Consider the following 12,097-nt stretch of genomic DNA (forward strand, 5'->3'; position numbering starts at 1 on the left):
CGGTGGTGGCATTATCGGAGTCGGTCATCGGAGCGGCTGCCATGTTGTCGGAGGAGCCCGCCGCACCGTCAGCCGCGGTGGCTGCTGCGGTGCTGTCGGTCGCCGGTGCTGCTGCGCCGGACGACGAGTTTGTTGCTACGCCGATGTCCTGGCCGGTGGCCGGAGTGGTGTTGCCAACCTCAGCGGTCGCATCCTGCGGCGTAAAGGCAGAGCGGTCGAAGTCAGGCAGCGCCTCGAGCGCCTCCTTGTTGGTCGGGATCACGAGCCATTCGTCGCCGTCACGCTCCGCCCATTCGGCAACAGCGAACTCAAGGGCAACGTCCTTCTGGCCGATGCCAAGGAAGCCTCCAACACCCACAACCAGGGCTTCGACCTGGCCGTCCTGCTTGATGACCAGATCGGTGACTTCGCCGATCTTCTCGGCGTCGTCGCCGGTGCCGTTGTAGACGGTCTCACCCATCAGGTTGCTGGCGAGGTAGCCTTCGGCATGCTTGACCTTCGGAGCAGCCTGCTCGGTTTGGGCCATCGGTTCGGTGGTCGTGGTCGCCTGCGCGAATGCGCCGGAGGTGGCGACGAGGGTGGCAATTGCGGTAGTCGCCAAGAGATTGCGGATCATGTTAGAGTCTCCTTGTGCATGTTCCTTTGCACGACCGCGTCCCGGCCAAACTTTCGCAGAGGGAGGCCCGGGGCGCGGCCTTCACAGGTCGACAACGTTGACCGGCCCATCAAGTTCCGCCGCAACTTCAATCGTTCCCGCCATTCGTGCGGAGGAACGAAATGATCGTGGCAACGTTGCTGGCGAATGCGTTTTCAGGTGATCCTCAACAGGGACGGCGGCGCGCTGCGGACCCTTGATCTTGTGCGGTTCGAGGACGAGCTGCGCGAAGCGTTTCAGTCAGCGGGTCACCAAGCTGATGTTTCGATTATCGAGGGCAAGGATCTCGAGGAACACCTCGACCAGGCGCTTGCCAGCAACTGCGACGTCATCATGGTGGGCGGTGGGGATGGCTCGGTGTCGACGGCCGCAGGAAAGCTGATGGGCAGCGACAAGGCGCTGGCGATCCTGCCCGCGGGAACCATGAACCTTTTCGCTCGCAGCCTGGGCATTCCGCAAAACCTCGATCTAGCAGTGGCGGCCTTCGCAACCGGCGTCATTCGCAAGGTTGACCTTGCGACCGCCAACGATCGCATCTTCGTCCACCAGTTCTCGATTGGTCTGCATGCCAAGGTCATCCGCATTCGCGAACAGCACGTTTTCAATTCGCGGATCGGCAAAATCTGGGCGTCGGTACGCGCCGGGCTGAAGGCGATGTTCAGGCCGCCTCGGCTGCGCGTCGAGCTCGAACTCGATGGCGTGGGGATCGGACGAAAGACGGCCGGAATCGGTATTAGCAACAATGTGTTCGGGGAGGGGCATCTGCCCTATGCCGACGATCCGGCAGGCGGGGTGCTCGGCGTCTATGTCACCCGCGCGCGGCGGCCGGGCGACATCTTTCGCATGGCGATCCAGGTAGCGCTCGGGCGCTGGAAGGCCATCGATACGATCGAGGTGATGCAGGCGCATGAGGTAGTGCTGCGCCTGCTTTCCCCGCACAAGCGCTACGGCTGTGCCATTGATGGAGAAATCTGCCCCATCGATACCGTGACGCGCCTGAAGATATTGCCGGGGGCACTCTACGTTCTGGTGCCCTCCGAGGCGCTGTCGGCCAGTTAGTTGGTCGGCGTTGCGGGAGCCGGGGCTTGGCTCGGATCGCCGCCGACGGTGTTGGAAGGCTCGATCGCCTCGCCGAAAAGTTCGACGCCAACCCAGCCGATCGCCACGAGCACCAGCGCGCAGATCAGGATCATCAGAACCGGCCAGCCGCTGCGGCCCTGGCGGGCCTTGTTCGGCTCAATTTTTCTTTCCATGTAAAAAACTCCGGGTGACTAGTGGTCTCCCGGAGTGAATGCGCGGCTCTCACGCTTGTTCCGGCTCACAGCCCCTCGCGGCTCATTTTCCGGCGGCTGCGGGTGTTCTCTCGCCAGATTGCCCAGCCGAGAGCCGCAAGTGCAGGCGCCAACAGCGCCGCCGAGCGGCCCTTGCTGCTCGACAACAGCGTCGGAAGCGCAGCGACCGCAGCTGCGCTCGCAACTGCCGCCATCTCGCTCTGGCGCCGCTGGGCGGCTTTCTTTGCCTTCGACTTTGCCGATAGACGATGGATCAGCAACACCAGCAGCGCGACCAGTACGAATGCGCCGCCGAAGCCAAGCGCCGCTTCAATGGCACCGAATCTGCGCGCCGCGGCAATGAAGGCCGCGAGCAGCAGGAAGGTGACGCCGCACAGCAAAAGAGCGCCGGCGATGATGTACATCACCAGCGCCTTGCGCATGCGGCCAAGCGACTCCGCTGCCTCGCCTGAGACAAGGCCGGTAATGAGTGTGGTCAGCATGGGGCGGCCCTAGCGACGCAGGACCGCGAGGAGGTAGCCAATGCCGGCCGCTATCGCGAGCGCAGTGATCGGCTTCTCGCGCACGGCCTCGGCGATCTGCTGTTCGATTTCGCTGGCGTTGGACTTGAGCGCGTCGATCGCCGCCTCGCCTTTCGCACGCAACTGTTCTGCGCCTTCGCTCGCAACCCGCCGCGCTGCCGAATAGGTATGTTCTCCGGTTCGGGAGAGCTGCTCTGCCAGCGCCGCAACGTCTGCGCGAAGCCGTGCAATTTCGGCTTCCAGGTCGGCTACTGACGTGGTGGTGTTTTCGGCGCCGGCTCCGGCAGCCGCCCGTGGTCCTGTTGCCATTGCAAACTCCTTGACTGCTAAACGGTGATCAACGCACGGGTGAAGCCGGGGTTCCGGCGCCCGCCAACGACAGGCTAGCTCAACGCCGTCGGTAGATGAAGCAAAGAAGAAGGTCGTGCCTCTGCCGGGAGATCTTCAACTTCCGTTGCGTCATCCGAGAATTTATTCTTAATGATCGACAAGCGCTGCCTGCTGCGCCACAACTTAACCCAGCACAGGGAGGCTTAACCCAGCACAGGGAGGCGCTCAGTTGAACACGATGCCGCTGAACGGGCTTCATGTTCTCGTCCTAGAGGACGAGTTCCTGATTGCCATGGATGTGGAGGATCTGTGCCGGGAACAGGGGGCGGCCAGCGTCTCGATCGTCCGTAATTTCAATGATCTCAGGGCGTTCGCCGACGTCAGGATCGACGCGGCAGTGCTCGACGTGATGCTGTCCGGAACGCCAACCTTCGACTTTGCGAAGGAGTTGCGGGAGCAGAACGTGCCGTTCGTGTTTGCCACCGGCCATGCGGACGATGCGCAAATGTTCAGCGAGTTTTCGGGTGTCGAAGTGGTGGGCAAACCCTTCGCCGGTCCCGACCTTATCCGCGCGCTGGAAGCAGCAATCGCCTCCAGTCGCGATATCAGGCTGCACTCGAGCCCATGACTTGGGCCGATATCGAATCGGGGCCATAGTCAGCCTCGCCTGAGACGCCCAAAATTTCCTGCAGGCGGCTGCGCGCGCGGCTGACACGGCTCTTGATCGTGCCGACGGCCACACCGCAGATCAACGCCGCCTCTTCATAGGAAAAGCCGGAGGCACCGATCAGGATGATCGCCTCGCGCTGATCCTCGGGGAGCGTTTCAAGCGCGGTGCGGAAATCGTCGAGGTCCATCGAGCCGTGCTGGCTGGGGTGGACCGCGMGACGCTCTGTCATAATGCCCTCGCTGTCCTGCACCTCGCGTCCTCGTTTGCGCATCTGCGAGTAGAACTCGTTGCGCAGAATAGTGAAAACCCAAGCCTTCAGGTTCGTGCCGGGCTGGAACGAGGCCTGCTTGTCCCACGCCTTCACGAGTGTCTCCTGCACCAGATCGTCCGCCTTGTCGGCGTTCTGTGCAAGCGACATCGCAAATGCGCGCAGACTTGGAATTGCGCCCAAGAGTTCGCTCTTGAAGCTCGATCCGCTCCCGGTATCGGCCTGGGTCATGACTATTCTCCGTCGCGTGCCGGCTGGGGCTGAGTCCGCTCATCTAGTTGGCGCAGAAGATCTGCGAACCGATCAGGAACTTCCTCGGAGACAAGGTCGTCATAATATTGCTTGAGCTTGCGGCCGATCTCGGAATTGGGTCCGAGAGGGTCGGCCTGGTTTGTCGGTTGTTTGCGGCCTCCCGCGGCCGCCATCGTATTGGATTTCATGCTGGCTCTTTTCGCCCCCGCTAGCTTGATTTCCCTTCACGCTTCACAGCGCTCTATGCCATAGCTCACGCCCACCCTTGGCAGGGTTGCTCAGGAAACGCGGAATATGCACAATCGTTCCCACAAGCGCGGAACTTTTTTCTTCAGCTGGCGTTTGTTTGCCTCAAGGCCCCGTAACGGGGCTAATCTTGCGTCATTGAGGGAGACGATTTCTATGAGCCTTTCAGCACGGATTGCGCCGCATCTACCGTATCTGAGGCGTTTTTCGCGCGCTGTGACCGGCTCTCAGTCAAGTGGCGACACGCTTGTTGCCGCAACACTTGAGGCCATCATTGCCGACGTAAGCGTATTTCCTGAACTTTCCAGCGATCGCATTGCGCTTTATCGGATTTTCACCCGGCTCTTCACCTCGGTGAACGTGCGCGTTCCGGCAGAGGAGGCGCAGCCCGGCTGGGAAAGCCGCGCGTCTGCAAATCTTGCTGCTCTGGCACCGTTGCCGCGCCAGGCCTTCCTGCTCGTTGCGGTCGAAGGCTTCTCCGAGGCCGAGGCCGCGGAGGTGCTGGATGTGGATGAGGCGAAGTTCTCGCAGCTTCTCGCCGAAGCAAGCGAGGAGATCTCGCGCCAGGTTGCGACCGACATCCTCATCATCGAGGACGAGCCGCTGATTGCTATGGACATCGAGGAAATGGTCCAGAGCCTTGGCCACCGTGTGGTCGGTACCGCCCGCACCCACAAGGAAGCTGTGGCGATGTTCGCGTCCAAGCAGCCGAAGATGGTGCTGGCTGATATCCAGCTGGCCGACGGTTCCTCCGGCATCGACGCGGTCAACGAGATCCTCGCCGGCACGCCGGTTCCGGTGATCTTCATCACTGCCTTCCCGGAGCGTCTGCTGACCGGCGAACGGCCAGAGCCGGCCTTCCTTGTGACGAAGCCGTTCAACCCCGATATGGTGAAGGCGCTCATCAGCCAGGCGCTCTTCTTCGACAGGCAGGCCAAAGCCGCCGCCTGACATCGTTCCGCCAAAATTCTGACGCTTCAGGCCGCCTTGTGCGGCCTGTTTGCGATGGGGCAGAGCATGCGGAACCAAAGTGGCGACGAGCCGTTATTCATTTACAAATTTCAAGGAGATAGGTCATGCTCTACTGGACACTCGTTTTTCTCGTCGTGGCCATCATCGCCGGTGCGCTTGGGTTCGGTGGAATTGCAGGGGCGTCCGCCGGAATTGCCCAGATCCTCTTCTTCATCTTCCTGGTCTTCCTGGTGATCTCGTTGGTGGCAGGCCTCATGCGCCGTGCGGGTTAGGCACCTGCTTCGGCGCGGGTAGGTCTCCAACCCGGCCGGAGAGGCGGAGCGCGCATACCCCTCAGAGTGCGCTCCGCCGCTGCTGTCGAATATTGCAGTCAAGGAACTACTTGAGAGATTATTCGTTCATTTTGAACGCGTAATACCCATTGGGAGCATGTCGACATGCAGTTGATGCTAAACGGGGTGCAACAGTGGATGTAAGACGCGGCCTGCTGCGCGCTCTGCGCAATACAGGTATCATCGTCATCTATCAGACTCCGGACCTCAGGGTCCGATGGGCCCAGAACATTCCCGAAGGATGGGCCCAGGGCGACGTTGCCGGGCGCACCGACGGGGAATTTCTTCCGCCTCTCGCCTCCGAACGCGCGCTTGAACTGAAGCGCGCGGTGCTCGCCAGCGGCGTGCAGGAGACTATGGAGTTTCGCGACAGCGTCGCCGAGGGCGCGCGCTGGTACGATATGTGGATCGATGCCGACCACGACGACGACGGCGTTATCCAGGGCATAGTCACCACAATCGTCGAGGTCACCGAGCGCAAGAATCGCGAGCAGACGCTGCGCACGCTCCTGCGCGAGGTCAGCCACCGTTCCAAGAACCTGCTAGCCATCATCCAGGCGATCGCCACCCAGACCGGTCGCTACTCGTCCGGCATCGAAACGTTTCTCGAACGCTTCCGCGGCAGGCTGCAGTCGCTCGCTTCATCGCAGGACCTTGTCACCTCGTCCAACTGGCGTGGCGCCATGCTGAGCGAGCTGGTCGACGGTCAAGTCAATCGCTTCCTGACCGATTCCGGGAATGAGGTGCGGTTCGACGGCAACGACGTTTATCTCAACCCGAACGCCGCGTTGCATATCGGTCTTGCCCTGCACGAACTGGTCGTGAACTCGCTGAGCCACGGTGCACTCTCGAAGCCGAATGGCCGGGTCATCCTGACCAGCCAGATCGAAAAGACGAATGGGGAGGCCGCACCATCGCTGATCCTGCAGTGGTGCGAGGAAACCGATGCGCGTGAGATGCGCGAGGAGCGCCGCTTTGGCAGCGTTGCGCTGGAGCGCGTTGTGCCGCTCTCTCTTGACGGCAAGGCTCAACTCAGCGTCGGCGACAAGCGCCTCGACTATCGCCTGGTAGTGCCGGCAGCAAACTTCGAAAGCTGAGGCCTCCCGGCCTGTACCTCTCCCGGATGCCAAATACGAAAAAGCCGACCTGTTGGCCGGCACTGCACGTCTGACTTTCTGAATTCGACAGCCCCGCTACGTGCGATTTGGGGGGGCGTTCAGAGGGGCTGCACGTAGCGGGACCGTCATCCACTTAACGTAGGTGTTGATCTTCGGTTCCGCCTTCGCCAAAAATTTTTTGCGGAGGAACTTCATCTCGCGACGTGGCGTTGCGAGGGCGCAGAAGGTCACTCTGAGGAGGAGCAATGAGTAGTCAGATGAACCTGGTTCATGAGGCTGCGCGCATGGCCATGGCCGATCACCGGGCCGCATCGCCCCGCGGTGCGGCTCCGAAGAGCCGCTGGCATTTCTTCCTCGCCTATTTCGAAAAGATCCTGCGGCTGCTTCAGCGAGCCTGATTCAGTTTCTCCGCAGGAATCCGCACCGTCATCTCGCCCTTGTTGGGTTCGACATAGAGAACTACCGCGTACATCGCGCCATAGATGAGCGCCGCGAGGAAGATGAGGGTCGTCACAAACCGGAAGAGGGTGGGCATCAGCAGTCCGATTCTCGGGGTCCGGAAGGTTTGTCCCGTTATGGGACCGGTGCGTTGGCATTGCAAGCACGCGGGACATCGTCCTGCCGGTGCTTGACGAGGTGCACCTTTTCATGTCGTTACCGCCGTGAAAGGCGGAGAGCATGACAGAGCACGCATTTCCGGACATCGCAGCATCCATTCGCGAACGCCTCGGTCAGCGGGTGATCGTGTTCGTCGGCCTGATGGGCGCGGGCAAGACCGCAATCGGTCGCAAGGTTGCCGCCGCCCTCGACCTGCCGTTCATCGACAGCGACCATGAGATTGAAACCGTTTCCTGTATGACGGTGCCGGAGCTCTTCGAGAAATACGGCGAGCCGGAATTCCGCGCGCTCGAACAGCGGGTTATCGAACGGCTGTTGCAGGAAGGGCCGCGAGTCGTCTCTACCGGCGGCGGCGCCTACATGAACGCGCAGACGCGCGAGGCCATCGCTCAGCGCGGCATCTCGATCTGGCTGAAGGCCGATCTCGACACGCTGATGGAGCGCGTTTCGAAGCGCCAGAACCGTCCGCTGCTCAAGAACCCGGATCCGCGCGGGGTCATGCAGAAGCTGATGAACGACCGCTACCCGGTCTATGCGCTGGCGGACATCACCGTGCAGACGCGTGATGCGCGCCGAGAGGTTATCGCCGGCGAGGCGATGGAAGCGCTACTCGCACATCTTGAACGCATTGACGCGGCCTCTCAGGAAGACGGGAACCCGGCATGACCAACTTGCAGCAACGCACCGTCCGGGTCGAGCTTGGCTCGCGCAGCTACGACATCCTGATCGGCCCCAACCTCATCGCTGACGCTGGCCGTCTGATTGGCGAACGGCTGCCGAAGGCGCGCGCTGCCATCGTCACGGACGAGAATGTCGCCGCCGCGCATGGCACTGCGCTGGCTGCGAGCCTTGAAGGGGCGGGCATCGCGGCGACCATCATCAAGGTAGCGCCGGGCGAGAAGTCGAAGAACTTTGCGACGCTCGAACGCGTCGTCGACGAGGTACTGGCGGCAAAGTTCGAGCGGGGCGATGTCGTCATTGCGCTGGGCGGCGGAGTGGTCGGGGACCTCGCCGGTTTCGTCTCGGGCATCGTTCGCCGGGGCATGAAATTCATCCAAATGCCGACATCGCTGCTCGCGCAGGTCGACTCGTCGGTCGGCGGCAAGACGGGCATCAATACCCAGCGCGGCAAGAACCTCGTCGGCGTATTCCAGCAGCCGGTCCTGGTGCTGGCCGACACGGGCGTACTCGACACGCTGCCGGAGCGCGAGTTCCGCGCGGGCTATGCCGAGGTTGCCAAGTATGGCCTGATCGACCGGCCGGAGTTCTTTGCATGGCTCGAAGCCAACTGGCGTGACGTTTTCTCAGGGGGCGAAGCCCGTACCCATGCCATTGCGGAATCCTGCCGCGCCAAGGCGGAGGTCGTTGCGCGTGACGAGTTCGAGACGGGCGACCGCGCGCTCCTCAACCTCGGCCACACCTTCGGCCACGCGCTGGAAGCGGCGACACAGTATGACGGCACGCGACTGGTGCATGGCGAGGGCGTCGCCATCGGCATGGCGCTCGCGCATCGCTTCTCGAGCCGCTTGAACCTCTGCTCGATGGACGACGCCCATCGTGTCGAGGCGCATCTGCGCGCCGTTGGCCTGCCGGTCTCGCCGCTGGAGATCCCAGGCGAGCTGCCGGGTGCCGAGCGCATGCTCGACTTTATCGCGCAGGACAAGAAGGTGTCGCGGGGTGCGCTGACCTTCATCCTCACGAACGGCATCGGCCAGTCGTTCGTTGCGCGAGACGTGCCGCCCTCGGAAGTGCTAGCTTTCCTTCAGAACATTCTTCAGCCGGGACGCGCATGAAGCCATTCGAAGCGGCGTTGACGTTTGGACCCCTGGCACTGCTGGTACTGGCAGTGGTGTTTCATCGTCAGCTGTTGGCTTTGTTCGGCTATGAGGTGCGCCCGACGGCAAAGCCAGGCACTCATGGCGGTGACGATGCGCGCCATGCGGACGTGGAACCTCTGAACGACAGCGCGACCGCCCGCGACGACCGGATCGGCCGCTTTGCCGAACTCGCCGAACTCGAAGTCTGCGACGTGATGGTCCACCGCACCGACATGCGCTCGGTAGAGGTCGACTCGCCGCCGGAAGTCGTGGTGCGCGAACTCCTGCAAAGCCCGCACACCCGCATGCCGCTCTGGCGCGGGTCGAAGGAAAACATCGTCGGCGTCGTCCATTCCAAGGATCTGCTGCGCGCGCTGATCGACGCCGGCAACGACTATTCCAGGATCGATATCCTGAAGATCGCCAGCAAGCCGTGGTTCGTGCCGGATACCACTACGTTGCAGGACCAGCTCAACGCGTTCCTCCGCCGCAAGGTGCATTTCGCCATCGTGGTCGACGAATACGGTGAGGTGCAGGGGCTAGTGACGCTGGAGGACATCCTCGAGGAGATTGTCGGCGACATCGCCGACGAGCATGACGTATCGGTCCAGGGCGTGCGCCAGGAGGCGGACGGCTCGGTGGTGGTGGAAGGCTCGGTGGCGATCCGCGACCTCAACCGCGCCCTCAACTGGCAGCTGCCGGATGAGGAGGCGACGACGATCGCCGGGCTCGTCATTCACGAAACGCAGACGATCCCGCGTGAGCGCCAGGCCTTCACCTTCCACGGCAAGCGCTTCATCGTCATGAAGCGCGAAAAGAATCGCATTACACGAATTCGCATCCGGCCGGCAGAAACTGCCGGGTCCTGACGCCTACCAGCGAGTCGGTTCGCCGGGCGCAGCCGCTTCGATCGCCAGCGCGTGAACTCCGGCGGCAAGTTCCGGCGCCAGCAGCGCATTGATCGCACGATGACGATCAATACGGTTCAGGCCATTGAACGCCTCTGCCACGATGCGGACACGGAAATGGGTTTCTCCAGTGCCGTCAAACGATGCGTGATGACCCGAGTCACCATGATGATGCCCCGCATGCAGATGGCTTTCGTTGAGCACCTCCAGGCGCGACGGAGAAAATTTTTCCTTCAGTTTGGCTTCTATCGTCGACTGGATGGACAAGGCGGGTTCCTTTCACCATATGTGGCTTACGCGCGACCGTCGCGGTCGATTCAGGCGGTTGGGCGATGATCCCGTAAATGTCAATTCTTGTATCAGGGTGCGAACGGCCCATAATCGCCGTATCACCTCTCATCTGAGCTGCATGAAACCGTATTCGAAATATTTCGAGAAGATTCGGATTCGCCCTGACCGGCAGGCAGAGGCGAAGGCGAATGCGCCTGTCTGCCAGTGGGACGGATGCAACGAGCCGGGCACGCACCGCGCGCCGGTCGGCCGGATGCGCGAGGGCGAGTACTTCAAGTTCTGCTTCGACCACGTCCGGGAGTACAACAAGAACTTCAACTACTTCTCCGGCCTGCCCGATTCCGACATCGCTCGCTTCCAAAAGGAGGCGCTGACTGGCCATCGCCCGACCTGGAAGATGGGGGCGAATGCGGCGACGGCCTTCTCGCCCAACTTCTCGGAGAAGCGCTCGGGTGCCGCAGGGTACTACAACCGCATGCGCGACCCGTTTGGCATGTTCCACGACGAGGCCACCGCCAACCAGCCGCGCGAGCGCAAGCTGAAGTCGCTTGAGGCCAAAGCGATGGAAACACTGGGCCTCGACGCCAAGGCGACTAGCGCGGAAATAAAGGCGCGCTATAAGGAGCTCGTGAAACTTCATCACCCTGATGCAAATGGTGGCGACAGGGGCTCAGAAGACCGGTTACGCGATGTGCTGCAGGCATATCGCGTGCTCAAACAAGCGGGTTTGTGCTAGGTCCTCCGTCTGCTAGATACGCCTCCGGATATTTTGGGATTTGCCGGCGGAGTGCCAGCTTCCGCGTGTGGAGACTTGAACATTATGGCCGAACGTGAAATCGCCAACCTGCCCGACACGACCGTCTCGGTGAGAGACACGTTCGGTTTCGACTCCTCCATGGTCGTACCTGCCTACTCGACGTCGACCGAGCACGTCCCCGACATCGATCCGGACTACCTGTTCGACCGCCAGACGACCCTCGCGATCCTGGCCGGCTTTGCCTACAACCGCCGCGTGATGGTGTCGGGCTTCCACGGTACCGGCAAGTCGACCCACATCGAGCAGGTCGCCGCGCGCCTCAACTGGCCGTGCGTGCGCATCAACCTCGACAGCCACGTCTCGCGTATCGACCTCGTTGGCAAGGACGCCATCGTCGTCCGCGATGGCATGCAGGTTACCGAGTTCAAGGATGGCATTCTGCCGTGGGCCTACCAGAACAATGTCGCGCTGGTGTTTGACGAGTACGACGCCGGCCGCCCGGACGTCATGTTCGTGATCCAGCGCGTACTCGAGTCTTCGGGCCGCCTGACGCTGCTCGACCAGAGCCGCGTGATTCGCCCGCACCCGGCATTCCGCCTGTTCGCGACCGCGAACACCGTCGGCCTTGGCGACACCACCGGCCTCTACCACGGCACCCAGCAGATCAACCAGGCGCAGATGGACCGCTGGTCAATCGTCACGACGCTGAACTACCTGCCGCACGACAAGGAAGTCGACATCATCCTCGCGAAGGCAAAGCACTTCCGCGACGACAAGGGCCGCGATATCGTCAACAAGATGGTCCGCGTCGCCGACATGACACGCTCCGCGTTCATCAACGGTGACCTGTCGACCGTCATGAGCCCGCGCACGGTCATCATGTGGGCCGAGAATGCCGAGATCTTCGGCGATGTCGGCTTTGCGTTTCGCCTGACGTTCCTCAACAAGTGCGACGAGCTCGAGCGGGCGACCGTCGCCGAGTTCTACCAGCGCGCATTTGGCGAGGAATTGCCGGAGAGCGCTGCGAACGTGGTGCTGGCTTAATCGTTG

The 12,097-nt window shown here is 62.0% G+C and carries 19 protein-coding genes; 11 read left to right on the forward strand and 8 right to left on the reverse strand.

All coding sequences use genetic code 11. The features are described 5' to 3' along the window. Window positions 1-616, reverse strand: a 616-nt coding sequence (locus tag L610_RS11050; protein ID WP_144705119.1) for a PRC-barrel domain-containing protein, incomplete at its 3' end; no start/stop codon positions are given. 186 nt (window positions 617-802) lie between these two features. Between L610_RS11050 and L610_RS11055 the strand changes: the two genes are divergently transcribed. Continuing rightward, window positions 803-1,714: a diacylglycerol kinase family protein gene (locus L610_RS11055; protein WP_144705121.1), complete on the forward strand. Its 912-nt coding sequence runs from the start codon at window positions 803-805 to the stop codon at window positions 1,712-1,714. Here the strand turns inward: L610_RS11055 and L610_RS11060 are convergent. The 3 genes from L610_RS11060 to L610_RS11070 all read right to left on the reverse strand — a co-directional run bounded on the left by L610_RS11060 (window position 1,711) and on the right by L610_RS11070 (window position 2,777). Beyond that, a complete protein-coding gene (locus L610_RS11060) occupies window positions 1,711-1,908 on the reverse strand; it encodes a hypothetical protein (RefSeq protein ID WP_024848813.1) in 198 nt (65 codons plus the stop codon). The two genes, L610_RS11055 and L610_RS11060, sit on opposite strands and share 4 nt — an antisense overlap. A 65-nt stretch (window positions 1,909-1,973) precedes the next feature. Continuing rightward, complete coding sequence (locus L610_RS11065; RefSeq protein ID WP_024848812.1) at window positions 1,974-2,429, reverse strand: hypothetical protein; 456 nt, start codon at window positions 2,427-2,429, stop codon at window positions 1,974-1,976. Window positions 2,430-2,438: 9 nt separating this feature from the next. After that, the gene (locus L610_RS11070; protein WP_024848811.1) at window positions 2,439-2,777 is read right to left on the reverse strand and encodes a YqjD family protein; all 339 of its coding nucleotides are present in this window, start codon (window positions 2,775-2,777) and stop codon (window positions 2,439-2,441) included. Window positions 2,778-3,036: 259 nt separating this feature from the next. Between L610_RS11070 and L610_RS11075 the strand changes: the two genes are divergently transcribed. Further along, window positions 3,037-3,426, forward strand: coding sequence for a response regulator (locus tag L610_RS11075; RefSeq protein WP_024848810.1), 390 nt, complete (start codon window positions 3,037-3,039; stop codon window positions 3,424-3,426). Here the strand turns inward: L610_RS11075 and L610_RS11080 are convergent. Further along, a complete protein-coding gene (locus tag L610_RS11080) occupies window positions 3,404-3,967 on the reverse strand; it encodes a sigma-70 family RNA polymerase sigma factor (protein WP_144705123.1) in 564 nt (187 codons plus the stop codon). The two genes, L610_RS11075 and L610_RS11080, sit on opposite strands and share 23 nt — an antisense overlap. 2 nt (window positions 3,968-3,969) lie before the next feature. Then, window positions 3,970-4,176, reverse strand: coding sequence for a NepR family anti-sigma factor (locus L610_RS11085; RefSeq protein WP_024848808.1), 207 nt, complete (start codon window positions 4,174-4,176; stop codon window positions 3,970-3,972). 214 nt (window positions 4,177-4,390) lie between these two features. Between L610_RS11085 and L610_RS11090 the strand changes: the two genes are divergently transcribed. The 4 genes from L610_RS11090 to L610_RS20220 all read left to right on the forward strand — a co-directional run bounded on the left by L610_RS11090 (window position 4,391) and on the right by L610_RS20220 (window position 7,054). Next, window positions 4,391-5,185 (forward strand): response regulator, encoded by a 795-nt coding sequence (locus tag L610_RS11090; RefSeq protein WP_024848807.1) that lies wholly within the window; start codon window positions 4,391-4,393, stop codon window positions 5,183-5,185. 125 nt (window positions 5,186-5,310) lie between these two features. After that, window positions 5,311-5,478 (forward strand): DUF1328 domain-containing protein, encoded by a 168-nt coding sequence (locus tag L610_RS11095; protein ID WP_024848806.1) that lies wholly within the window; start codon window positions 5,311-5,313, stop codon window positions 5,476-5,478. A gap of 194 nt (window positions 5,479-5,672) precedes the next feature. Continuing rightward, window positions 5,673-6,635, forward strand: a complete 963-nt coding sequence (locus tag L610_RS11100) for a sensor histidine kinase (protein ID WP_024848805.1) — start codon at window positions 5,673-5,675, stop codon at window positions 6,633-6,635. A gap of 266 nt (window positions 6,636-6,901) precedes the next feature. Continuing rightward, on the forward strand, window positions 6,902-7,054 hold the full coding sequence (locus L610_RS20220) for a hypothetical protein (RefSeq protein ID WP_156941763.1): 153 nt from the start codon (window positions 6,902-6,904) through the stop codon (window positions 7,052-7,054). Here L610_RS20220 and L610_RS11105 read toward each other — a convergent pair. Further along, window positions 7,042-7,191, reverse strand: a complete 150-nt coding sequence (locus L610_RS11105; RefSeq protein WP_024848804.1) for a hypothetical protein — start codon at window positions 7,189-7,191, stop codon at window positions 7,042-7,044. The two genes, L610_RS20220 and L610_RS11105, sit on opposite strands and share 13 nt — an antisense overlap. 143 nt (window positions 7,192-7,334) lie before the next feature. Here L610_RS11105 and L610_RS11110 point away from each other — a divergent pair, with 143 nt between their 5' ends. Genes L610_RS11110 through L610_RS11120 form a run of 3 tightly spaced genes read left to right on the forward strand, consistent with a single transcriptional unit; the run spans window position 7,335 to window position 9,960 of the window. Further along, window positions 7,335-7,940 carry a shikimate kinase gene (locus L610_RS11110; protein ID WP_024848803.1) on the forward strand — a complete coding sequence of 202 codons (606 nt, stop codon included), beginning with the start codon at window positions 7,335-7,337 and terminating at the stop codon, window positions 7,938-7,940. Then, window positions 7,937-9,067 carry a 3-dehydroquinate synthase gene (gene aroB, locus L610_RS11115; RefSeq protein WP_024848802.1) on the forward strand — a complete coding sequence of 377 codons (1,131 nt, stop codon included), beginning with the start codon at window positions 7,937-7,939 and terminating at the stop codon, window positions 9,065-9,067. The genes L610_RS11110 and aroB overlap by 4 nt, the downstream gene beginning before the upstream one ends. Before the next feature lie 17 nt (window positions 9,068-9,084). Next, window positions 9,085-9,960: a transporter associated domain-containing protein gene (locus L610_RS11120; protein ID WP_246658988.1), complete on the forward strand. Its 876-nt coding sequence runs from the start codon at window positions 9,085-9,087 to the stop codon at window positions 9,958-9,960. A 3-nt stretch (window positions 9,961-9,963) separates the two neighbouring features. On the opposite strand, the gene L610_RS11125 is transcribed toward L610_RS11120, so the two are convergent. Further along, entirely contained in the window at window positions 9,964-10,266 is a 303-nt protein-coding gene (locus L610_RS11125) for a BolA family transcriptional regulator (protein WP_024848800.1), read from the reverse strand. 142 nt (window positions 10,267-10,408) lie between these two features. Between L610_RS11125 and L610_RS11130 the strand changes: the two genes are divergently transcribed. Both L610_RS11130 and cobS read left to right on the forward strand, forming a co-directional pair. Further along, entirely contained in the window at window positions 10,409-11,026 is a 618-nt protein-coding gene (locus tag L610_RS11130) for a J domain-containing protein (RefSeq protein ID WP_024848799.1), read from the forward strand. 84 nt (window positions 11,027-11,110) lie between these two features. Next, complete coding sequence (gene cobS / locus L610_RS11135; protein WP_144705127.1) at window positions 11,111-12,091, forward strand: cobaltochelatase subunit CobS; 981 nt, start codon at window positions 11,111-11,113, stop codon at window positions 12,089-12,091. The last annotated feature ends 6 nt before the right edge of the window (window positions 12,092-12,097 follow it).

Source organism: Aminobacter sp. J44 (genome assembly GCF_007829415.1).
In the GTDB taxonomy this organism is placed as follows: Bacteria; Pseudomonadota; Alphaproteobacteria; order Rhizobiales; family Rhizobiaceae; genus Aerobium.